21 protein-coding genes are annotated in these 21,579 nt (G+C 47.1%); 1 reads left to right on the top strand and 20 read right to left on the bottom strand.

Annotated elements, in window-relative coordinates; genetic code table 11:
* Nucleotide 1 precedes the first annotated feature (1 nt).
* The 14 genes from CBE68_RS02730 to traL form a co-directional block, all read right to left on the bottom strand.
* A complete protein-coding gene (locus CBE68_RS02730; protein WP_087504530.1) occupies nucleotides 2-1,030 on the bottom strand; it encodes a TraU family protein in 1,029 nt (342 codons plus the stop codon).
* Entirely contained in the window at nucleotides 1,014-2,138 is a 1,125-nt protein-coding gene (locus CBE68_RS02725) for a TrbC family F-type conjugative pilus assembly protein (RefSeq protein ID WP_087504651.1), read from the bottom strand. Before CBE68_RS02725 ends, CBE68_RS02730 begins: the two co-directional genes overlap by 17 nt.
* A gap of 10 nt (nucleotides 2,139-2,148) precedes the next feature.
* On the bottom strand, nucleotides 2,149-2,661 hold the full coding sequence (locus CBE68_RS02720; RefSeq protein WP_188708039.1) for a S26 family signal peptidase: 513 nt from the start codon (nucleotides 2,659-2,661) through the stop codon (nucleotides 2,149-2,151).
* Nucleotides 2,645-2,992 (bottom strand): plasmid-related protein, encoded by a 348-nt coding sequence (locus CBE68_RS02715; protein ID WP_087504529.1) that lies wholly within the window; start codon nucleotides 2,990-2,992, stop codon nucleotides 2,645-2,647. The genes CBE68_RS02720 and CBE68_RS02715 overlap by 17 nt, the downstream gene beginning before the upstream one ends.
* Complete coding sequence (traC, locus tag CBE68_RS02710) at nucleotides 2,985-5,384, bottom strand: type IV secretion system protein TraC (protein ID WP_024008831.1); 2,400 nt, start codon at nucleotides 5,382-5,384, stop codon at nucleotides 2,985-2,987. The genes CBE68_RS02715 and traC overlap by 8 nt, the downstream gene beginning before the upstream one ends.
* Nucleotides 5,384-6,076, bottom strand: coding sequence for a DsbC family protein (locus tag CBE68_RS02705; protein WP_087504528.1), 693 nt, complete (start codon nucleotides 6,074-6,076; stop codon nucleotides 5,384-5,386). Before CBE68_RS02705 ends, traC begins: the two co-directional genes overlap by 1 nt.
* A gap of 131 nt (nucleotides 6,077-6,207) precedes the next feature.
* Entirely contained in the window at nucleotides 6,208-7,146 is a 939-nt protein-coding gene (locus CBE68_RS02700) for a nucleotidyl transferase AbiEii/AbiGii toxin family protein (RefSeq protein ID WP_087504527.1), read from the bottom strand.
* Nucleotides 7,139-7,930, bottom strand: a complete 792-nt coding sequence (locus tag CBE68_RS02695) for a type IV toxin-antitoxin system AbiEi family antitoxin (RefSeq protein WP_087504650.1) — start codon at nucleotides 7,928-7,930, stop codon at nucleotides 7,139-7,141. The genes CBE68_RS02700 and CBE68_RS02695 overlap by 8 nt, the downstream gene beginning before the upstream one ends.
* A 219-nt stretch (nucleotides 7,931-8,149) precedes the next feature.
* Nucleotides 8,150-8,536: a TraA family conjugative transfer protein gene (traA, locus tag CBE68_RS02690; RefSeq protein WP_087504526.1), complete on the bottom strand. Its 387-nt coding sequence runs from the start codon at nucleotides 8,534-8,536 to the stop codon at nucleotides 8,150-8,152.
* Entirely contained in the window at nucleotides 8,533-9,105 is a 573-nt protein-coding gene (gene traV, locus CBE68_RS02685; RefSeq protein WP_140372854.1) for a type IV conjugative transfer system lipoprotein TraV, read from the bottom strand. The genes traA and traV overlap by 4 nt, the downstream gene beginning before the upstream one ends.
* A gap of 74 nt (nucleotides 9,106-9,179) precedes the next feature.
* Complete coding sequence (locus CBE68_RS02680) at nucleotides 9,180-10,469, bottom strand: TraB/VirB10 family protein (protein ID WP_087504525.1); 1,290 nt, start codon at nucleotides 10,467-10,469, stop codon at nucleotides 9,180-9,182.
* Between the two features lie 2 nt (nucleotides 10,470-10,471).
* Nucleotides 10,472-11,368: a TraK domain-containing protein gene (locus CBE68_RS02675; RefSeq protein ID WP_087504524.1), complete on the bottom strand. Its 897-nt coding sequence runs from the start codon at nucleotides 11,366-11,368 to the stop codon at nucleotides 10,472-10,474.
* Nucleotides 11,352-11,978: a TraE/TraK family type IV conjugative transfer system protein gene (locus CBE68_RS02670; protein ID WP_000667170.1), complete on the bottom strand. Its 627-nt coding sequence runs from the start codon at nucleotides 11,976-11,978 to the stop codon at nucleotides 11,352-11,354. Before CBE68_RS02670 ends, CBE68_RS02675 begins: the two co-directional genes overlap by 17 nt.
* Nucleotides 11,975-12,256, bottom strand: a complete 282-nt coding sequence (gene traL, locus CBE68_RS02665; protein WP_000433889.1) for a type IV conjugative transfer system protein TraL — start codon at nucleotides 12,254-12,256, stop codon at nucleotides 11,975-11,977. The genes CBE68_RS02670 and traL overlap by 4 nt, the downstream gene beginning before the upstream one ends.
* Before the next feature lie 287 nt (nucleotides 12,257-12,543).
* Between traL and CBE68_RS02655 the strand changes: the two genes are divergently transcribed.
* Complete coding sequence (locus CBE68_RS02655; protein ID WP_087504523.1) at nucleotides 12,544-13,131, top strand: P-loop NTPase family protein; 588 nt, start codon at nucleotides 12,544-12,546, stop codon at nucleotides 13,129-13,131.
* Between the two features lie 26 nt (nucleotides 13,132-13,157).
* Here CBE68_RS02655 and CBE68_RS02650 read toward each other — a convergent pair whose 3' ends face one another.
* From CBE68_RS02650 to CBE68_RS02625, 6 genes are all read right to left on the bottom strand, one after another.
* Nucleotides 13,158-13,793: a DUF4400 domain-containing protein gene (locus CBE68_RS02650; protein ID WP_014703138.1), complete on the bottom strand. Its 636-nt coding sequence runs from the start codon at nucleotides 13,791-13,793 to the stop codon at nucleotides 13,158-13,160.
* A complete protein-coding gene (locus CBE68_RS02645) occupies nucleotides 13,780-14,340 on the bottom strand; it encodes a conjugative transfer protein (RefSeq protein WP_087504522.1) in 561 nt (186 codons plus the stop codon). Before CBE68_RS02645 ends, CBE68_RS02650 begins: the two co-directional genes overlap by 14 nt.
* Before the next feature lie 9 nt (nucleotides 14,341-14,349).
* Nucleotides 14,350-16,170 (bottom strand): conjugative transfer system coupling protein TraD, encoded by a 1,821-nt coding sequence (gene traD / locus CBE68_RS02640; RefSeq protein ID WP_087504521.1) that lies wholly within the window; start codon nucleotides 16,168-16,170, stop codon nucleotides 14,350-14,352.
* A 48-nt stretch (nucleotides 16,171-16,218) separates the two neighbouring features.
* The gene (gene mobH, locus CBE68_RS02635) at nucleotides 16,219-18,369 is read right to left on the bottom strand and encodes a MobH family relaxase (protein ID WP_087504520.1); all 2,151 of its coding nucleotides are present in this window, start codon (nucleotides 18,367-18,369) and stop codon (nucleotides 16,219-16,221) included.
* Between the two features lie 117 nt (nucleotides 18,370-18,486).
* Nucleotides 18,487-20,220: an ATP-binding protein gene (locus CBE68_RS02630; protein WP_087504519.1), complete on the bottom strand. Its 1,734-nt coding sequence runs from the start codon at nucleotides 20,218-20,220 to the stop codon at nucleotides 18,487-18,489.
* A 12-nt stretch (nucleotides 20,221-20,232) separates the two neighbouring features.
* Nucleotides 20,233-21,492, bottom strand: a complete 1,260-nt coding sequence (locus tag CBE68_RS02625; RefSeq protein WP_087504518.1) for an SIR2 family protein — start codon at nucleotides 21,490-21,492, stop codon at nucleotides 20,233-20,235.
* Between the last annotated feature and the right edge of the window lie 87 nt (nucleotides 21,493-21,579).

Here is a 21,579-nt window from a genome sequence, read left to right as displayed (position 1 = left end):
GTTAACCTCCCGAGTTACAGCAGTCTTGCCAGCGCCACAAAATGTAGAGCGCATCTTCTCCGGCACCGGGGATCGTTCGCCACTCTCCCCATTTCATGGTGCTTTCACCGATGACATGCGCACTTTCAGTTTCTGGTACAGGGAAGAACATACTCATCTTGTATTGGGATTTCGGTAGCATGGGTTCGATAACAGGTCGACATAGCGCACTGTTCCCCATTGTTCGCCTTGCAAGACCACGTCTGTGTTGAGCCGCGATTGCACGCGCCGCTAAATGGCTGGTGTTTTCTGCTAATGAGCCAAAGGCTAAGGTGTGGCCAGATAAGGGATAGAGATGGCCCCAACTGCCAGCACACCAAAACAACTGGTCGATGGGTTTACCAAGCGTTGATGAAGCAGCGTCAGCGGTACAAGCCGAAATAGCCAATGGATTGGCAACGGCAGCAGCTTCAGGCTGAGTAAAAAAGGCCAGTTCATCGTTCAGCCATGTTGGGTCCAATTCGGACAAATACATCAAGTCAAAGTCCATGTAACCATCGGCATTGCAATTGCCATCCATGAACAAATCGAGCATGACCAAAAGCGGAAAGGCGTAATAATGGTAATGGTAGAACGCAAGATCACCGGTATCGTATTCACCTTCACCATGACCACCTTGCAATCGTCTATCACCTAACGGTAAACGAATCCCTCCCAGGGAAGGCGAACAACCTGGCGTTCTGACCAGTTCAATCAAACGCGCTGGCTCCCACATGCTGGTAACAATACCTGGCCTTGGCACGCCTAAGTTGTCTTCACATAAGCAAAATGACTTGTTTGATGCGCCGCTTGGGACATTGCCAGAGCCAAGAGGAAGACCGGCAACCCGGATAGGAAAAATGCATGACCAGCAAACATCCGTCAGCAACTTGCCGGACAATAACCCAGCGTCTGGGCAGGTCAATTCGGCTTTTGCAGGAATAGATGCGCTTAGGACAAACATGACAACGAGAGTCCGCAACAGACGATTCGTATTATTGAGCTTTTGCATGAACAAGCTCCTTTGCTGGAATTTCTTCTATTTCAAACGCGAGTCCCTTTGCTTGAACAAACGAAGGGGTGACTTGCAAATCAAAGCGCTGCTTTAGCGAGGCATTGAGAAGGTAAACCGGACTGTTCAATGTCTTTTCGAGCGCATTGAGGCGATTCCAGCCTTGGGCACGGTCGAGCTGCGTAGTGATAAGCGTAATGCGGCGCAGTGTCCTATCTTGCGTCTCAAGCCAATGCGCTACTGCGTCCACTTCTTCAGCGTTCGACGCATTAAACACCACGAGCTGCTGAGTAAATGGCAAGGCTTTGAGCGGGTTAATACGCGTTCCTGCTGGGATCAATGTTCGGCCATTGGCATCCAATAGTGGCCGCTGCATGACGATGGTTGGATCAACTGTTCTTATCCGATACTGCGTGGCTTTGGGTAACTCAGTAAATGTTTGGCGAGACCAGAAGCGCTCAATGGCTTTTTTCTTTAACGCGCCCAGGTCAAGCGACTGTAAACGCTGCATCGCCACTTGCATCAAATCCGGTTCTAAAATCGAATGAATTGGACCGCGTTGACCCAATGAACCGGTATTGCCTGTTTCAATTTGACGCTGCAACCAGTCCTTGCTGTAAACCCCTAGTGCACTTGCAGTCACCTTGTCATCTTCTATGCGGAAAATGGCAGGCACGCTAGTCACCCGCCAGTGCACAAAGGCTTTCGGATCAATTCGAACCTGAGGAACAGGATCAAGCCCCGTCATCAGCATATGCCAATCACGGATAGCCGCCCCCAAGGTCTTTCCTTCAGGAATTCCCCGAAACAACACAATAGCGCCGGTAGCACTGGCCTCTTTAAATAGCTGCTTCAGTGAGGAATCCCCCAGTGAGGACGACGCAAATATCAACCATTCATCGCTGTGTTTGAGCGACACAGGTTGTTCAACCGGTGCAAAAGGCTCAATAAATTCAGATGAACCATCCACAGCACTTTGTAAAATGCTGCGGCTCATTTCGACGATCTTTTTGTCTTCGTCAGACAACAGAAAAGGCTCTTGTGCCCAGGACACTTGAACCCAAGACAATGGAGCAACCAACAAAAATAAGAGACATAGTCTTTGCATCATCTACCTCCTACCAAAGCGGCCAAGCGCGACCGACAATCTGCTCGCGCTTAACGGCATTCCAATAGCGGGAGTCGAAACTCGTTGCAGCCTCGCCGGAAAACCAATATTCGTTTTCTTGCAGCGTCAATGAGCGGCTAAATTGTGATTCGGCCACACCAAGACGCTGGGCTAATGCCATGCCGGTAGAGACTTCAGCACCGTTCACCAGCACATGCTCAGGCGTCACATTGACTTCATCCCCAGGCATCCCTGTTAGGCGTTTCAGCATCCGAGTACCGTCGTTATATAACGGAGCGAGTCCTTTTGAGTGGAAGGCATACAAACCATCCTTAACGGGCTCTTTATTCCATAGGTCAATCAGATACACCGTGGTATCAGGCAGGCAGCGCTCTTGCTGGGTATCAATACCTATTCGGTAGCGCATCATGGCGTAGGTGCCTACCAAGGCCATGATTAACGCAAGAACAGTCAACCGGATGAGGTATGGCCGCCAAGGCATTCTTTTACGGAGTATCTGCATGAGACACCTCCTTTGAGCCTACTGGCACAAATACGGAATCATCAGCACCCACCACCGCTTGGGCATCCAGCACGATAAAACCGGCTTTTTTTAACTTTTCAATTTGCTGATTGGTCTGAAGCAACCTGGATTCGATGTCTTGTTCGCTGGCATTGGGGCCCAGTGACAACACCGCCGCCCCAAAATCTACGACTGCAATGGGCGTACTTAAAGCCAACTGGCTGTGGATGGGTTCGAGTGTTTTCATTAAGAGCCAGCTGGTCATTAAACCGCTGCCTGCAATAGACAAAGTAATAGAGGCCATAAATGGCCAAAGCGTGGTTTTATTCATAGCCTCGCTCCTTCAACAACTGAGAGATGGCATCAGCAACAGAAAGGCCTTTGCGCGTTAACTGTTTAATCGCGTTTACATCTTCTGCACGGGACGAGTACAACAGCTTGTGAAACGGATCGACGATGAGGCGGCCAATCCCGGTGCCCATTTCGGTAATAAAGAAAATTTCGGAATAGACACCAGTGACGGTATGAACGGTTTTCAGGTACTCATAACCGCCTTCACCTAGTGGCAAGCGGCCTTCTTTTTTGAGTGCGTTGATGGTTTCAGCTTTTTGGCCAAGCAGGTACATATTGGCCGAGTTTTCAGCGATGGCTTTACCTGTAGGGCTGTCATACAAATCGTTGACCGACTGCGTTACCGTTACAGCACTGCCGCCATATTTTCGAAATCGCCGGTAACCCGTCTCGATGAACTTACCGACATCACCTTGAGTCAGCAGATCCCAGGCTTCGTCGATAAACACAATCTTGCGACGATCCCGCTCACCTAAGTACATCTCTTGTTGGATTTGGTAGATAAGCTGAAGCAACACCACTTGTTGTAGGTGCTTGCGCCCCTTGAGCTCTTCTAACTCCAAAACAGTGAAACGGTTTTTGAAGCGAATATTGTTGTGACCATTAAAGAAACGGCCATATTCGCCCTGTGTCGTAAACGGATAGAGCTGCTCACCCACGTCTTGCACACGTCGGTCTTCGTGATTTTTTAAAGCCTCTGCCACATCATCAACTAACATCGCACGACCTTTTTTCTCCCACAGTTCACGGGTCTGACGTTTTAGGTTGGCCATCTGAAAATCGGTTAATGACTGCGTAGGTGCGGCCATTGCGGCCAATAACCCAACCAGTACATCCGCTTCTTCGTCATAGTCCTCAACGATTTCAAACGGATTTAAGCAAATGCCACTGTCCCGCCCGAACTGTAAGAACTCACCGTCATAGACTTCACACAGCTTTTCATAAGACCGGCCAACATCAATCACCCAGCATTGCCCGCCTTCTGATAAGTAGGAGGAGATGATTTCGTTCACTAGGAATGACTTACCCGACCCCGATTGCGCCGCGATGCAACAGTTGTAATTACTGCCCGAGTCATAAAGGGACACACTCATGATCTGACCATTACGGGAAACAAAGTTAATCACCGGCGTGCCAGTGCCTTTCCAATCCGCAAACAAAGGCAACAGAGGGATGACATGCCGTGTCGCCATGGTCTTGAATCGAAACAAGTCGTTCATCGCCTGGCGGTCAGCACCAAATGGCAAGGCATTCAGGAAAATGGGCAAACAGAAGTACTTGTCTTCCATCAGCTCAAATCCGAGCTCTTTGAAATAGGTTCGAGCATTTGAAACAGAGCTGATGGACGCCTCTTCCGTTGGTGAGAACAGCGTTAAGGTCATATTTGCCCGAATAGGACGATCACCTTCTTGCAAGGCTTCAAAAAGAACATCGAACCCCTTTTTCTTGGCTGCAAGCACCGGCACAAACTTGAGCATCGGCCCATAGGCCTGATTAACCGCCCATTGACGCTTCGTCTCTAGACGAGATCGCATCGCCTCAGCTGAAGGAAAGTGAATGGTGACATTCAGCAAAAAGCTTCCGCGTAAACCGCGACTGCCCGTCATCATATCGCCCGCAAAACTTGCGGCATGACCAAACCAAATCCGCTCAGGCAAGCGCTTAAACGATAAGGTTTTAACTCGGTAATCACCCAACATTAGACCTTGGCTATCCACCTTGATAGCTCGGTCATAATCCAACACTTGCTCTCGAAGTGGTTTATCAGCCTCACTGCGGATTGGTGATGGATTGCGCCAGGAAGCATCTTTTCCCCAGTTAAGCTGCGCACTTAATGCTGCGAGCCAATTTCGGTCAGTCATCTCCGTGACGCGAAAACCAACCGTTGCCAGCGCTTGCGAGAAAGAAGCCCGAAGCGCGGATGCTCGACTCAACTCACGCTCCGTCGGTATAGGACTTTCCAAAGGCAATTTGCAGGTGACGATCAGTTGAAAGTTGCGTACCTGAGTCTGGGTCGATTCTTCTATCGGTTGAACCGTGCCCCCATCGAGGAAATCCGCACGTTTGCGTATCGACGCCCTGAGCAATGGATCGGATTGACGATGCCGTAAGCCCATCATGCGTTGAAGGTCGGTTTGAATATCAGGCGAGGCGTACAGGCCAAATTGTAGCAAAGTGTCTTTTGGCCAGTCGTTGTTAAGTAGAACATTAACCCTGTCTGCAACAGACTCATCACCACCCGGCAATGGGTCACATAGAAAACCAAAGCCAACACTCTGGTCTTCCATGAAAAACAGTTGCTCATCGTCTGAATAGGCCAATACTGGCAAGAGCTCTGAAGCGCGTTGCCCTGAATACAGAGAGGCTTTCATTAACGCCCCTCCAACCAAGCAGAAAGATCATAAGGACGGCCTCGACTGATGCGACCATCATTGGCGACGATGAAAGGCACACCTTGAATGCTCAGGATTTGAGCCGTCACCAAGGTACGCTGCATTGGCTCTAAGTTGCAGGCATCATCCTGTTCTAGGTTACCAATCCGGCCATTGAGCAATGCATCGGTGGCCGCTTTCTTGTCACGCGCACAGCCAAGCTGGCGAACCTGACGCTCTGAATCAGGACCAAGCACTGGTACAGGGAGTATTTGGAAGGTGTATTCTTTGGTTAACGGTAAGGCTTGTTTCAAAAGCTCATGGCAATGCGGGCACCGGGGGTCAACAAAGACCACCACTTTCTTTTTGCCTTCGCCCAGCGTCAGTGGGTTCAAATCATCCATTTTTAAGCCAAGACGACTTAAGTCCAGCGTGTTCCCCGCTTCACGAATTTCTTCAAGGCTGGTAAGCGGCTTTTTGGACCAGGCATCATAGAGCGTGCCATCAATGACGAACCGGCCACTGTCTGACATGAAAACAATGCGGCCATTGCTTTCGACCGCTTTCATACCCGTGACAGGTAAAGAAACCATGCCGTCAATTTTGCCAACGGGCGACACTTCAGACACAGGTTCAGCTTGAACCAAAGGAGACAGCGCAAGCGCCAGAATGATTGGAGATAGTTTTCGCATGAGGAGTCCTCGTTAATGTAAATCGAGGCTCCAGTCTATGCAGTTGTCCTATGTGGACTCGGTTAGATAGATTGAAGAAATCGCAATCTAACTAGGGGGCTTATAGCTCGTTGAGGTTTGTTATAAACGAATTACTCAGCGTTTGCGTTAACAAGCCAATCATCAAGCACTTGCTTCAATTTATCTAATTGCTCTTGATGTTTTGTTTGATTCTTTGCCAATTTTTTAATGTTCTGCAACTTCCAACGAATCGCTGGCAAGTCCGCTGCATTAGGATAGTCAAACAAAGCCCAGTCAGGTTGCCCTCTTTTGAATGACATAAGGAAAGCATGATCCCTTTCTGTGAAATGTTTTTGCAGTTCAATTAACATCATGGGCCTAACAGAGGCTAAGTCTTCGCATTCAACTTTTTCAAAAGTCATTCCGTCAAATTCTGCCTGAAACTTCTCATTCAGAGGCTGCCAGTTTGGCGACATGACTTCATTGATAGGCCGAGGGTGACTTAATGTATAGGTTAAAAAACCCACCAAAATCTCTCTCGAAATCCCTTCACTGCCAAGTAACATACGCACATCAAATAAGTCGCGAGGATGTTGGCGATCCATTGCAGCACACAATTTCCCACCATACAGATCGGGAAGACTGACTACCTGAATCTCAGCATAACCAAACTCGTCTTCAACAGACTCTTGAACTGGCATTATTTCTGCACTATGCAATGTACCTCTGGCGACGGGCGACACTTCAATTTTGATCGTCGCAACCGGACTTGATACAACTATTCTCAGTTCATCAGCTTTATTATCCTGAAATGCCGCTCTGATATCTGGTTGAGTATTGATTCTGTCTGTAATGCGCTGCAATGCAGCCCTGACATTAATCAAAGCCTCATCTCTTGGTTCAAGTGGAAGATAAGCAAGATCAATATCTACAGATAACCGAGGAAAATCTCTCACAAATAAATTAATGGCGGTGCCACCTTTAAGTGCAAAAACCGTCTCTGTTGCTACCACAGGCAGCATTCTTATGAGCAAGGAAACCTGTTTGTAATATGGGCTATCTTTATCCATTATGTTGTTCACCTTTTTTGACGCTTAATATCTCTGGCACTGTGATTTGATATCGCTCATCAAAACGTCCTTTTTCGACAACCTGCCGCTTTCCTGCACCCAACTCAATTCTTGTTTCATCTATGCGATTGACCCACTGGTGATCGTAGTATCGACCCAGAAATAGAAATATTCGGTTTGCCTGAACAGAGCTGCTTCGTTCAAGAATATCTTGTACTTTTCTAGGACTAAGATTGACTAAACCCTGAAATAATTCTGCGACATGCTCAAATGAAATCAGCTTTCCAATCGCGTCTACCACTTCATAGGCAGCAAGTTCTGCACAGCTGACAGTGAGTTCTTTCTCTTTAACCGTGATCCTTTTCAAATCTTTCTCGGGATTCACTTCAAGCTTATGGTTTCCACAGTAAAACCAATTCTGATAAGGGAATTCACGAAACCATTTCGGTAAGGACGACTTGTTTTTAACGCAAATCCAAACTTGCTCTTTGTTCAGCTGTAAATAGTGACTCAGTCCTTGGTGAGTTAAGCTGCTCAATCCAGCCAAATGAACTGAAACGCCCAATTGCACATCTAATGCTTGAATGGCATCAACCCAAGTTGGCTTTATATCGCCCTCCGCATTTGGACGATAGTACACACCAGAACTAAGCTTCTTTAGCCAACCGTTCTGCGCGTACTTTTGAGCCAACGAGTAGCTCACGCCGTTTTCAGTCAGCCATTGCTGAAGTACTAGCGCACCAGGAGAAGTATGAGCAACAAGCCAGTTTATTTTAGATGACATTTTAACACCCAAAGTATGAATATCACGAACAGTATAAACCATATAGTTTATTGTGACAGTGATTTTAACACTTTAGGTATTAATATACCAAATACCGTAAACCAAGCCCGCTAATGCGGCGTTGTTAAAATGAAAAGGTCTACACAACATCACCAATAACCCGATGTTGTGTAGACCTCGTTTGATTACCTTAAGTGAACTGCCTACTGTGGCTCACATTCAGGTGCCCAGTAAAACGGCGCTGATTGCTGGAACTGTTGTGCCAATGACTTCTTGAGTGCTAGCAACAACAGGTAAGGTTGCAGACATAACACTTTCAACGACTGTTGGCGTATTGTAGAGACCCATACCGCCACCAATGCCCAAGGCAAAAGCCATCAAGCTTTGGCGAGCGATACCGCCCACAATACCCACCAGAACCATGGCTCCCGCTACGATCCGTCCCAAAGTACCTTGGGTCCAATCTTTTAGGGTATCCCACACATCAGTGAAAGCATCACCACCGGTGCCCGCAAATGAGGGCTCCGAAATCATTAACGCCATTAAACCAAGCGCACCAATGGTCATTAGGCGATGAGTTTGAATGGTGCGAACTGCATTTGTCATTCGTTAGTTTCTCCGTAGATACTCAAGTTATCGCGCTTACCATCAACTCCCGCTGAGGCTGAATCGCTTTGAGTCTGAAGTGGACGTAGCACTGGCGAAACCGTTCGAGGTGCTGACACCCCAATATCCCACCGGCGCGGTTCAATTTCGGTAAACACGTAGCTGGATAAATTCAGATCCCCACGATCATCCTCCCAAGGCGCAATCCAAATCCGCATTACCCTTGAAGGAATGCGAATAGGTGCAGATTGCTGCGTCTCAGGTAATGCTGGATGGCTCAGCAGTCCTGTCTCTAAATCAGATTGTGAATACCCAGAGGGAGAACCAATTCGAGTCGCCACAGCATCAATCGTCTTGGGTGCAGCGCCATTACTGGTCAGCTCATAGACTTCACGAGCGGATAAACAGCGCACACCGTCAGGCATACCTGGGCATCCATATTCACTACTCCCGAGACCCAATGAACTACAGCCAGACAATAAGGTTGAGCCGACTGCCAATAAAAGTAATCCAGCTTTAGACCACTGTTTTGACTGGTGCTTTGGGTTGTTCTGCATTGATGTCGTCATGGTTAACTCTCCTCTGGATACACATCTTATTGTCTGAAACGGACTTCGATCGGTTAGCAACATGCAGGATTTTTTCATCTTCTTGCACCTCCCCCTTGCGAAGTGGCCAACGACAACGAGGCACCACGAGTGACTATGACTTCAATTTTCCTTGCAGCGTCTACCTCTATGACTGGGAACATATTTTCAGCCATGTCCAAATAGAACTTGGCCACTCGATCCAATGCTTTACCGGTGCCTTTAATCGCAGCACCTTGTAATGCTTCTTGGCTCATGACTTGCTGGTACAGCTGGGTATCACCGGCATTACCCGTCTGAATCGTCGGAACAGGATTTACATCAAATGCGCCAGCCAACCCCTGAAGGAACCCGGCCATCATTGATTTGGCCACCAGTTGGCCTTGTTTCGACACTAATCGGCCACGAATACCGGCTTTGCCGTCTTCACCCACAGCATAAGAATCCAGTCGTGTTTCAATGACGCCACCATCTTCTCTCACACATGAAATGGTCTCGCCTCGCAAATAAGCACGCTCAGAGCTTAAATCACCGTAACCTGCGGCGATCAAGAAACACTCTTTGATATCCGCTCTAAATCGGTTGGGTAAAATGGCTTCCTTTTGAATCCTCAGCAATGCAGGAAAAGGTTCGCGTCTTGCGGACTCGTGAGTAGGTGCATCCAAACCTGTGATCAAAGTACCTGAGATGATGCTGCCCGCCGGTAAATACAAAGGCGGCGCTTCTTGCACAACAACCTCTGGTTCAGCAACCACTTCAGACTCAATCATACGAATCGTGATTGGCGGCAATGGAACATCCCGTGCTCGTGAACCTTGGCCACTGGCTGGCTGCTGATAGAGCGGATCTGGCAGCGGCGCATTGGCAAAATAGTCGTCTGGGTTAGACGGCAGTGGCTTTTCTTCTTTAGGCAATTCCATGGCAGATAAAGGCACTTCAAAACGACTATTTGTGCCTTCAACTGCTGCATCACCTCCAGCGCGAACATCATCAAGTTCCGCTCTAAGGCGGGCCAACTCCGCATTGACCTCACTTGGAATAGAAGGCGAACCTGGGCTTAGCCGTCCTGAATCGACGTCACGACGCAAGCGCTCAACTTCACGACGTAACTGTTCATTGCGCTCACTGAGTAATTTTACGTTCGCAGCCAAACTATCGACCCCAACATCACGAGTATTGGTATCCGTAAGAATGTGCCGGATCGTTTCCTGCCGGTTCCGACTGCTTGAGCCATCATCAGGATTAGGTGAAAACACCATCACCATAAGGATCAGACCACCAGCAATACCAGCAACCGATAGACCCCGCTTCATGTTCGGGCTCATTTGTTCCCATTGTGCTTTCATCGTTATTCACCTCCCACAAGAAGCGAAGGTCGCTGACTTTCCACCGCTTCTTCACGATGATTGCGAACAACCACATACAACTCAGTCTTTTCACCCGGCAACAAGATATTGCGAGGCCAGTAGGCGCTTGCCACTATATCTGGTGCGTTGCAGGCTATCTCACTGGCTTCTATCGGCTCATCGGCAAAGCTTTCAACCAGTCCTACAAAGACGGTGAAGTAATGCCCCGTCACAATTTGCCCCTGCTTAAAACCAAACTTTAAGCCCGGCTGAAAACATTTCAGGCTGGTATCACTCTGAGAGGCCAAACGAATGTCATAGCCTTGTGGTAACTCATTTAGTGCAAGGCGTCTGAGTAAATCACGTAAGCTATCGACGTATGGCTGAGCCGTTTCCCAAGTGGCGGCTTTTCGGTTCACTACGCCCTTAATAGGCCACTGCTGACCATCAATAGCTAAGGTGATTTCACGCGGTGGAATACGACGGGGTACTAAGGTGACTGATAATGCGGGCGCTTCCTGACCAGGCGGAGTGATGTAAAGTGAAACCGGTGATTCTTTGTCCGTGGCCACATATACAACATTCCCCTTGATTTGCGTCTGAGCATCACTGGTTGTTCTCACCTGAGGCGATTCAAACGGCGTCACAATCCGATTCAGATGACCAAGTGCTACAGGGATCAGTTCATTAACCCCCGGTGTCATCTGTAACGTTGTTGGCACATCCTTTGAAACCGTATTGCTTTGAACAGGTGGATTTGCTGTAGCGGGCTGCTTCATCACACTGGCTGGCACAATCGGCAATTCCACGTCTGCATACGACGCTTGAGATAACAGGACGCCACTCAAGCTCATTGCGATTAAGCTTGGTGTCACCCATCGACTAATTTTGGTTCGCATCATTCACCCTCCGGTTTTGCTCTTGGGTCAACTTTTCACGAACGCGCTTCGTTCTAGCTTGCCCCTCATACGTATCCATCCAACTGAGCTTTGGACGGTATTGCTCAATATCGATGTCAAACTCATAGGTGCGAGTTTGGCGCTGTTCATCTCCAGATGGTCCAGAGACCAAGGAATAACCGGTCACAAAGACATGGCCGGTTTCATACTCATACTCTACTTGTCTGGGTTGGAATTTGAGCGTGACTCGGTCTTCGCGGATTTGTCTTGCCTGAATCTCCAGTGCATCGACTACTTGCTGGTACACCGCTGGAGAAAGTAGCGGCTCAATGGCAACCCGGATGAAAGACACATTACCCGGCGTCACGTTGCCCATAAGCTCAGCCAGGTAGAGTCCCCAGGATTCAAGGTAAGGTTGAGTGGCTTGGTTTCGTGACACTTCAGCCGTTTCAGACAAGGTTGGTGGTTGAATAGCTACCACGGTATTGCGAGAAAATGCCGCTACCGCAAGCAGCAAATTAGATAGCACCAGCACTGCAATCAGGAACCGCTGCCATCGGTTCTCTAATTGCGTGCCTTGCCATGATTTTAAAAACACGTCGAACTTCACGGCAGATAGCTCCTGATAAATGGGTTAGGGATCGTCTTGGCTTTGGTTGGCAACAGCCCAGCCCAGTAGATGGCGTGAAGAATAAAACCATCTGGGCGACCATCACGAAAACGCCGATAGAGCTTGGTTGTCACCAACCCCAACAGGCATAAAACCAAAGCATTACCGGTAAAAATGCCGATCACTAGCCCCAACAGAATGGGAGCCATCTCATCGGCACTCCAAAGCAGGAAGTGCGGCGGGTCATCGATATAGGATGGAATATTTACAGGTTCCATAGTCACTCCTCGTTGTTTGAATTGAGAAGTGAAGGATGCCTTGGGATTGGCAGGTTCAGTGGTCAGCTAGATGCCGAATTCTTGAAGGTTTTAAGGGTTCTACTCAGACAATACTAACAATTGATCTTTTTGATGCGGTTGATATGATGGGGTATTGGTCGTGTCGAGACCAGCTGCCCACTTTAGCAAACCCGGACGGGACGACATGCATATCAAATTTATTTTTTGCTTAGGTTTTTTCTGCGACCTCGGCAGTGGGCACCGTATTCGCTAATAGGAGAAACTCAATGCAAATTACTAAAATCATTTCCTCTGCCACGGTTGAACGTTTAAAGCAAAAAGCACGAAAGCTTAAACGTGAAAAATCTATTCCACACACTCAAGCACTCGATGAAATTGCAGTATCTGCTGGTTTTAATCATTGGCATCAGGTTGTACAAGCTAATGACGCACTGAAACCATCAGAAGTGGCATTATCTTCAGGATGTGTCATGGCTTTTGATGTCAAAGATGGTATGGATGTCGATACCAGTGATGGGGTTTTAATTGAAGACCACTTCTTGGAAATGCTTACTGAAAAGCAGCTATTCGAAATTTATGCCAATTCCCCTGATGAGGACGACGAACAAAACAGGCCGCTAAAAGAAACGCTATCGGATTCAGAGCTTCATGAGTATTTTCGAGATTATTGCTCATTCATGTACTTTCGTCTTGCCGAGCCTCATGCAAACAAACCGCTGAAAGAAGTATTGGCTCTTATACGACAGTACTCGTTTTGGATGCCGCAATATATTTGGCTTCAAGGTCACCTTATTGATACTTATCATTTGCCAGCGGAAGACGAGAATGGCAATGCAGTAGGCGTAAGGTTTTAGCTCTACAAGATGAGGCCTAACTGGCCTCATATCTTCTTCTGCAAGTGACTTAACGCCAACCCCGCCATCAACGCCAAGCCGATGATCATCGACGGTAGTACCACCGGTGGAATAGCCAGCGGGGCGAACAATCCCATAAACAGCAAAATGACGCCTGAGCCCAGGATAATCATGCTGTAGCGGTGAATGATAGGGCTCGAAAAATCAAAGGTTGTCTTCTTAATTTTCCAGGTCATCAAGCCGTCCCACAGCGCCGGTAACATGAGAATAAGCGCAAAGGGCAACCAGACCATCAGCAAAGCAAATCGAGTGAACACCTGGTACAACACATCAAAAAATGCCTGAATACGGTCTTCTACCCAGACAAACCAAAAGCCTCCCATGTTCTCCATCCCTTTAGAACGAAGTCGCTGTTCTTCAGTGGGGATTAGAAAATCTCGCACAGATTGCTCCATCTGCGTATCCACAATCCATGACTGATACCAGCCATGGCTAGTTTGACCAATCCAATAGCTTGTTTGTGCGCCCAATTGATTTTGGATCATCTGCTTCTCTTTACTAATAACCCGGCCAGTCCAATCACCGGGCACTAATACGCCAATGGCAATAATCTCCAGCATCAGTGCCAGACACAGCAGCCAAACCGACTTATGCTTGCTCATGCCAAACATCCTCTTCTACTCGGGCCAGCATGGCTGCAACGGTTGGCGTCATAATCCGGGCTTTAATCACTTGTTGAAGCCGCTTTGTCGTCGTATGACCACTGACATAACGCACCTCGATGCGTCCTTCAGCCAAATACGCCATTCGATTTGGACGATTACGAATCCAGGAGTGGAAATACACACCATCCACGGCGGCCCACTCGAAATGGTCAGGATCACGCAGGCGAATCCCCGTTAAAGCACTGGCGGCAGTCCAGGTCAGTGCCTCAATGAAATGCCAAAGGCGTACACTGTCATCATCACAACTAACTTCTTCATAACTGCCCAAGCCATTACAAAGGCACAAATCAAAGATGGAATGGCCATCTAAGGTGAACGCATCCGTTAAATAGTCCGCCAAGCAATACACCGAGGCCAACGCATGAGGCCAGTCGGTTTCAAGTAGTCTTAAGGTTTCCTTGAACTGAGGGTTATGTTGCTGCCACTGAGCGAGCATTTCTTTACTGGTAAGTGTTGTCATTTTCAGACAGACAGAATGATGCATACAGACTCCTTATGCTGCCTGTGTAGAGCTGGTTAAAATAGGAATGCGGCCTTTGATCACGCGGCCACCTGAAAGCTTGGCGATGTATTCTAGGTTTGGGAGCTGGCCTAATAACTGCGGTGGAAACATATCGCCTTCTTCTTCCATCAAGCGTTCGCCATGATTGCCGGTAAACAATGCGGGGCTGTCCGAGTTGGACGACATACCTTGAGTTTGCATGATGTACTGCAACCGAGTCTTAGGCAGATTGTCGGTAATGTACTGCTGCGTTTCGGCGTCCATCACCCGAAGGGCTATCAAGTTGTTGATGTTACCTAACACCTGGCGAGCCTTAGCTTCACTGCCTGTACGAGCTGCAAAGTCAGCAAATGTCTGAGTAGCAATCACACAACGCATTTTTGCGCCACGGCCTTTGTTGAGCAGTTGAATGAAGGGATCGTTGACGACTTCAGCCGCCTCATCGATGAAGATATTTACGGGACGATTATCAACACCATAGTTATAGCGGTCACCGGCCACGGCGGTGAGATCGGATAAAAGCAACGAACCGATGGCGCTGCCAACCATGGCGTCAGTCAATGAATCCAAGCCGATATACGCCACTTGGGCATTGTTGATAATACGGCCAGAATCCGTAATTAACCGGGTGTCATCTACATCATTTGCAATCGGTGATAGCAATGGGCCTAGTTCACTTGATGTGAGCATATTGAGCACCGGCATCAATGAGGCCACCATCTTGGAATAGTGGGTTCTGTCATGCTCAAACATACTCAAAAGGCCTTCCAAATCGGTATTGGCGGCAACGGGCTGAATGCGTTCGTAGTAGAAAAGCAGCATCGCCATGGCTTGTTTAGCCAAGGTATTGGCCTTTTCGGTAAAGCGCTTGATCTCCACACTAAAGTTCGGATACACCTGCTCCCCCCAGGCTGTGACGGCTTTTACTACCAAGCCTTCTGGGCCACCTTCCAAGAATCGTCTCAGCGTTTTCAGATCAGGACGCTGTGAAGTAAGCAACAAACCTTGCACGATGTTATTCAGTGCCATTTGGCCAAAGGCTTTAAATGGATCAGCACCGGTTTCAGATGGGATTAGTGCCGCAATACGGCTGGCAATTTCAGTACCCCGGTTAAAGTTCCTCAAGGGATTAAGACGTACTGAATGCTCAGGAAAACCCGGATGAAAATACACAAAGCGCTCAGGACTACCGGCGGCAATACAGGCTCGCTGCGCATTATCCTTAAGTTCCTTGTCTCCCTTAGGGTCAATAATAATCACGGCTTCATTACGCAAAATGGCCTGAGTGATCATCGCATCAAAGCATCGGGTTTTTCCCGCACCGGTCGTTCCGACAATTAAGGTATGCCCCTCGGTGTGACCAACTGGCTGGTACACATCTTCTTCTTTGGGCTCGACACCATGAATCCAGGTCGAACCCATTTGTTTGCCGTGACCTTGGTTAAGCAAGGTTTGCTTATCCCGCTTTAGGATTTCATAAGCGCGTTGGGCATGACGTTGGTCCCACTCAAAGCCATACCCTAACCACAATTCATCAGGATGTTTTGCCATCACTTTTTGCAAATGCGAAAGCGCCATAAAAGCCAAAGGTTTGCCTTTTAGCCCCTTCTGCAACTTATAAAGACGGTAAGCCTCAGGCAGGCGATACAACGCCATGCCCGAGGAAATCCCTGTCATCCACCAAAATGGCTCAGGTGGTAGCTCAGTCAGCATTTCTGCGGCAATTGCCCCAGTTGCCCCAACCAGCCAACCTGCTGCTGCCATGGCTTCATAGTTCGTGCGCCAGGGCATCTCGTATGCGTTTTCTTTCATTCATGCTCCGCAAAATAACCGTTTGCAATCCGATTAATTTCAAATGGATTAACGTTCAGCGTGAGCGGTAAACAGAACCGTTTCCCCCTCATCAAACTGGCATTGGTCACTGGCCGAGATCCCCCGAAGCAGCTGTCCGGCTGGAATGCCATGCTCATTGGCGACTTGGCGTAAGGTTTGAATCGTGACGCGAATACCATCGGCACTATGATCCACGTCTGGGTAATCGCCATCGGTCAGTAAGATGGGCAAATCTTTCACAAAATTAACCATCTGTTGCCGCTGCGCGTGTTTGAGGTCTGTACTTGAGTTCGCATTGGGCGCAATCGGCTTTTGCTTACGCTCCGCTCTTGTGGCGAGCTCTTTTGCTTGGGGACTGGTTGTCTCAGTTCGACTCGGACGCTGTGAAGCCTCTTCGTTCTGAATTGCTGCCGCCGGTTCTGCATCTTGTTTGGAGAGGTCAATCTGTGCAGTTAGCCCTTTAGAAATCGATACTTTCAGCAGTAATCCTTGCTCCTGAACTCCATCATTTGTAGTCACAGTTCTGGCTTTACGCGTCGGGTTTGCCGGATCTAGTTCAAGCCAATCTAATCGACTGAGTTCAGCAAGCAGTTTTCGGGGGGCACACCAAGGTCTTACGGCATCGGGATAGCGGATCAGTATCTGTTCACCAACCATAACCAACGCACTGCTGGCCTCTGGGAGCCACGCCAAAGATTCAGGGAGATTCAATGCTTCTGTATCGTGCTGGTTTACGTTATTTGAGATAGCGCCATCATATGAATTGTTAGGCTTTTCGCATTCATCACCTGGAGCATTTTCAGTTGCCTGGGGGTTACTAACATCACTGGCATGACGAAGTTCATCATCTTGTTCGGACGATTTTGTCGATAGCGACTCAGCCGAACTGCTATGTTCGATTGATGATGACGCTTCAGACAAGCCTGGCTGCTCACAGGAACGACTCTGTGGCTCTGCTTGTGTTTGCTGTGTTGCTTCCCACTCAGGTTTACTAAACAGTGTCACACCACTTGGTACATTCGAGCTGAACAATAAATCGGCCTCAACTATATGCAGCATGCCTAACCAGATTGGCTTGTCGTCTTTGATCAGCACTTCAGGGGCAAGGCTTTCATATCGCTCATTTGAGGCGGATTTAGTGGCCAATCCTCGCTCAATGAGGATGTCCGCAAGGGTATCGGCATCTCTTGGGATGCCAGGTATCTTGTCTTTGGCCAATAACTCAATGATGTCCTTAGCCGCGCTTTTCCAAACCAAGTAAAGATGGGTTGATTGATTGGATTTTCGTACCCAGACTCTGGCATCTCGCTGATTGACCAGCCATTGCGAACTGGCAAGCAATCGCCTCATGGCATCAAGTAGATAGCGTTCGACTGGGACACCAAGGGCATTGTCGTCAACGGAAATTCGTTGAGCTTTCAGGTCTCGCTGGACACTGGTTTGGTCAGCTTCAATAACCAATTTAGACAGGACATGCTCGGGATCGGTATTGCCAATTGCCTCCAGCATGGCTTGCAAAATCTCAGGGCCTGGCTGGGTTAACCAGGCGAGCAACTCTGGTGTCATCACCCGGTTTAAAACCAGAATTGAAAATTGCTCGTGCCGCTTGCACCGTCCGTCACGCCAACGAATGAAATAGCGTTCAATGCTGTTATTAGTGGTCCACTGAGATAAGGTTTCTAAAAAAGGGTTCCACTGATAGCGTCCATCTTCGTCTGTGATAGACAGGTCTGAAACGGGCTTACCAATATCGTGGAACAAACCGCCTAATGCCGCCGCAACACGCCACCTTGGCTCTAGCTCTTTTTTCTCAACCGGGGTGCCACTGGCAACAAAGATGATCCCTTCAGCAGCTTGTGCCGCCCAAAAAGCAACTTCCAACGAATGACGTAATAAACCACCCGCACCACTGTGATGATGATGCTCAGAAGCTGGCAACAAGTGAACATAAGCAGCCAGATGATCAATGCAGGGCTGGATTAGCCTTTGAAAATCACGCTGATTAAAGCCAAGTACCTGGCGTAGTTTGGCAATTAGCTCGTCTTGTGTGGACTGCAAATCTTCAGGTGATGCAGCTGGCAACCCCTTCAGGAATGGCGGGTAGCGTGGGATTTCTGCATCGAGTTGATATGACCGCTCTGGTAGTGCTTTGGTTTGAAAAAATAGGTTTTTGAACATTGTGAACCTCCGACACGATAGTGTGGAGGTTCATAAACTCACCGGCGGTGAATTAGATGTAAAAGAACCGCATCTATTTGACTAGGAAGTGGCGAAGCAGTTTTGTCTTAATTGAAACTAATTTTGCAAAGGTTTCCAACTTTTAGAAAAGCCAGCGCTTTTCGAAGTTGGCGCATTTGCAGGACGTTTCATTTTCACAGTCATAGGAAATGGGAAATCGACTCCTAACAACAACGCTTCTCCTTGACCCAAGACAGGGAGAAAAGATGCTGAACGTTGATCAATAGCGCCAACAGCCTTTTTTACAATTTCTTGGTCCAGCTGATTGGTCAACCTATGCACAATAAGTGTACCTATCTGACTTAAAACATCTTCAGGAATGTCACGTGGGCGCTGAGTAGCAATGATGGTATTTAAACCATACTTTCTACCTTCTTTAGCAATATTACCAAAGGCATCCAACTCAAACCTGTTCGTTTCTTCACCAATTCGCTTATTGAGAAATTGATGAGCTTCATCAATAAATACTAATAGAGGTGCACCATGATTTATTGCACCTTGCCTGGCTACAGATAACAACTTTCTACCAATGGCATTAACAAGTATTTCTCTTGAGTTTGCTTCAAATGGAACTGCCGACAAATCCAGTCTAATTACGTTGTTATTTTGGTTTGATGAGCAGAATTCATCAATCAAGTCAGGCAACGTTTTTAGCTCACCAGCAGCATCAATCATCCATTTTAAATTTGTATTACTAGCGTAAGCTTTCATACGAGAAATTAGATTGAGACAATGACCAACGTCAGCCTCAGACCTATCTCCCCACTTACTGGGGTCTTTCCCATAATTTGCTGTTGGATATACACACTCACACTCAATTTGTTCTGCTGTAAGTGCAAATGACCATGGTGAAGCCTGATTATGGCTATTCATTTGTACGAGAGCAGATTTATAAGTCGCTTTTAGCTGTCCTGACTTATTCAGCAAATACTCTGAAGTAATACCCAATCCAAAAGAGTTATTCTGATAATAGTGTGAAACAAGCCTTTGACTCTCGATAGCAGCCTCCAGTTTAGGCGCTTGGCTTTGCGCTGAAGGCCTTAAAAAGGCTCTAATATCTGAGTCTGTAAACTGCCAATGTGGAAAAGTTAACTGATTAAATGGAGTTGCTTTTGCATGATTCCCAACATAGTAACTGTCACAGCCAAGTGACTCATATTCCCCCGTAGGGTCAATAATAATTGCTTTGCCTCCGGCCTTAATCACTTGCTCGATGATGTTTGTCATCGAGTAACTTTTCCCGCCACCTGTTGCTCCTAAAATAGCGCAATGGCGTGAAAATAATTTTTCTGGGGTAACGTGAACAGTTACGGATTCATCATGCGGAAGTGAGGCTAACGGTAAATGGATTTGGCCAGGCTCCTCATCTTGTTTACCTTCAGCGATTATTGATACCAGATACGGGTGAGCTGAATATATTTGGCTACCTAATCTCGGATGCTGCTTAATTCCTTTGTAGTTACGACCATTAGCTGGGTTCAAACTCACCAATAATTGAACAAGTCCAATTGGATGATTTTCGGATGGTTTATCAGCCAAACCGTCAACACTTAATCTCTCTCCGCCCTCAATCCACACTTTCACTAAGCGCCCAAGTATCGCTGTTTCACCTATGTCGATGAATACAAATTCATTTACTTCTCCAGCGGCTATTCGATTTCCGAATGACCAACTGGGCTCACCAGATCCCGCTTTAGATAAGTTAATGATAAGCTCGGTTGCAGATACGCTAATGACGCTACCAATCCGTCTTGTTGGATCGTACGGGGAAAACCAGTTTTTCCGTTCCATGAATAGTCTCCCTTATTTAATACTCGCTGTGATTTTCTCAAATGCTTTGAAAAGTTCATCCTCGGGAGTTGTTGATCTTCGCTCAGGTAGCAGACTAGAAAACTGTTTAAACGTTGAATCCATTATCGCGATTCTGCCATCCCCATGGTCAATAGCTGCCATTAGCAGATTTCTAATCTCATTATTAAATGAACCCGTTACACTGAATGGGTCTTTCGTTGCAACCATCAGCATAAACTCAGGGTTAGTCCTAAGCGCCATAGTTAGCGCATTATTTATATGCTTATCATTAAAACCAAAACCTAGGCACAATACAGCCGTTTTGGGTTGTTTAACTACTTCTAAAAAAGAAGTCATCATATCTAAGTAAGGAGAATCATAAGATGTCTGATATTTGCTACTGCTTGGATAGATAAAAACAGGTTCACCAATTTTGCTATCAGCACCTAGCTTTCTAACTCTGCCGTTAAATTTTCTCCAGTCCACAGAGCCATGCATCTTGTATAGCTGAACCACATTGGATATGTATGCGCCTTCACTACTCTTGGAGTGCCCACGGTTCACTATGTCATACTTGAACCACATAGGATTAAAAAAAGAGGGGTTAGAAAACTCAAAACCATCAATAACAACAAACCCAGTATTTGATGCAGCGTGCTCAAAAGCCAAGTCATAATTAGTCGTGAAAAGTTTAAGTCGTTGTTGCTGAGCACTCCTTCTACCTACTGCACGCATAAATTTATCATGACTAACCCAGTCTGATTCAGGGATCGATTCAGTAAAGGTAGTTTTAGCTAAAATTATGTTTTTGGCTTGCTCAAGGAACTTACTTACTTGATTATTTCTTTGATTTGAAAGGTTTCCAACGGCTAAAGAGGAATCGCAAAGAGACAATAATAGTTCAATGTCAGGCTTTGCATCTCCATTTTCTTCACGATGTTTTTGAAGAGCATCATAATTTGTTGCCTTCAAAACCAATTGAAAAAGATTCTCATCTGCTTTTTTACAATAGTCCCAAAGGTGCCACATACTTGGAGCGATAGGCGCTTTGTTCTGCTGAGAAAGCTTATTAAATGTTAAAGACGTGCCTGAACCAGCCAGTATGACTAAGTTATCAGTATCTAAAACTTTATTGATAAAACGAAAAAATGTGGCCAGCTCGTCATCTAAGTCATCATTAGAAAGATCAATTTCGATTGGCTCTCTCTTCGAAGACGCGGTGTTCCTTTTTATGTCTGATGACAAAAACCTTACTATGTTTTCATTTTCCATTTTTTAATTCACCTTCCACGTAAAAGATAACCAGCCTAGAAATTAATAAATTTCAGACACTTGCGCTATTTGACCTCGTTCCTGAAC

Origin of the sequence: Neiella marina, assembly GCF_002165625.1 — a bacterium.
GTDB lineage: Bacteria > Pseudomonadota > Gammaproteobacteria > Enterobacterales > Neiellaceae > Neiella > Neiella marina.
This window is presented reverse-complemented; position numbering and strand designations above follow the sequence as displayed.

What these genes read in the sequence shown, in the direction of transcription:
- CBE68_RS02655 (WP_087504523.1), top strand. Translation starts at nt 12,544, where the DNA reads ATGCAAATTACTAAAATCATTTCCTCTGCCACGGTTGAACGTTTAAAG.
- CBE68_RS02645 (WP_087504522.1), bottom strand. Translation starts at nt 14,340, where the DNA reads ATGCATCATTCTGTCTGTCTGAAAATGACAACACTTACCAGTAAAGAA.
- CBE68_RS02730 (WP_087504530.1), bottom strand. Translation starts at nt 1,030, where the DNA reads ATGCAAAAGCTCAATAATACGAATCGTCTGTTGCGGACTCTCGTTGTC.
- CBE68_RS02680 (WP_087504525.1), bottom strand. Translation starts at nt 10,469, where the DNA reads ATGAAAGCACAATGGGAACAAATGAGCCCGAACATGAAGCGGGGTCTA.
- CBE68_RS02715 (WP_087504529.1), bottom strand. Translation starts at nt 2,992, where the DNA reads ATGAATAAAACCACGCTTTGGCCATTTATGGCCTCTATTACTTTGTCT.
- CBE68_RS02650 (WP_014703138.1), bottom strand. Translation starts at nt 13,793, where the DNA reads ATGAGCAAGCATAAGTCGGTTTGGCTGCTGTGTCTGGCACTGATGCTG.
- CBE68_RS02625 (WP_087504518.1), bottom strand. Translation starts at nt 21,492, where the DNA reads ATGGAAAATGAAAACATAGTAAGGTTTTTGTCATCAGACATAAAAAGG.
- traL (WP_000433889.1), bottom strand. Translation starts at nt 12,256, where the DNA reads ATGGAACCTGTAAATATTCCATCCTATATCGATGACCCGCCGCACTTC.
- traD (WP_087504521.1), bottom strand. Translation starts at nt 16,170, where the DNA reads ATGAAAGAAAACGCATACGAGATGCCCTGGCGCACGAACTATGAAGCC.
- traC (WP_024008831.1), bottom strand. Translation starts at nt 5,384, where the DNA reads ATGAAAGCCTCTCTGTATTCAGGGCAACGCGCTTCAGAGCTCTTGCCA.
- CBE68_RS02630 (WP_087504519.1), bottom strand. Translation starts at nt 20,220, where the DNA reads ATGGAACGGAAAAACTGGTTTTCCCCGTACGATCCAACAAGACGGATT.
- CBE68_RS02720 (WP_188708039.1), bottom strand. Translation starts at nt 2,661, where the DNA reads ATGCAGATACTCCGTAAAAGAATGCCTTGGCGGCCATACCTCATCCGG.
- CBE68_RS02700 (WP_087504527.1), bottom strand. Translation starts at nt 7,146, where the DNA reads ATGGATAAAGATAGCCCATATTACAAACAGGTTTCCTTGCTCATAAGA.
- CBE68_RS02695 (WP_087504650.1), bottom strand. Translation starts at nt 7,930, where the DNA reads ATGTCATCTAAAATAAACTGGCTTGTTGCTCATACTTCTCCTGGTGCG.
- CBE68_RS02675 (WP_087504524.1), bottom strand. Translation starts at nt 11,368, where the DNA reads ATGCGAACCAAAATTAGTCGATGGGTGACACCAAGCTTAATCGCAATG.
- CBE68_RS02705 (WP_087504528.1), bottom strand. Translation starts at nt 6,076, where the DNA reads ATGCGAAAACTATCTCCAATCATTCTGGCGCTTGCGCTGTCTCCTTTG.
- traV (WP_140372854.1), bottom strand. Translation starts at nt 9,105, where the DNA reads ATGACGACATCAATGCAGAACAACCCAAAGCACCAGTCAAAACAGTGG.
- CBE68_RS02725 (WP_087504651.1), bottom strand. Translation starts at nt 2,138, where the DNA reads ATGCAAAGACTATGTCTCTTATTTTTGTTGGTTGCTCCATTGTCTTGG.
- mobH (WP_087504520.1), bottom strand. Translation starts at nt 18,369, where the DNA reads ATGTTCAAAAACCTATTTTTTCAAACCAAAGCACTACCAGAGCGGTCA.
- traA (WP_087504526.1), bottom strand. Translation starts at nt 8,536, where the DNA reads ATGACAAATGCAGTTCGCACCATTCAAACTCATCGCCTAATGACCATT.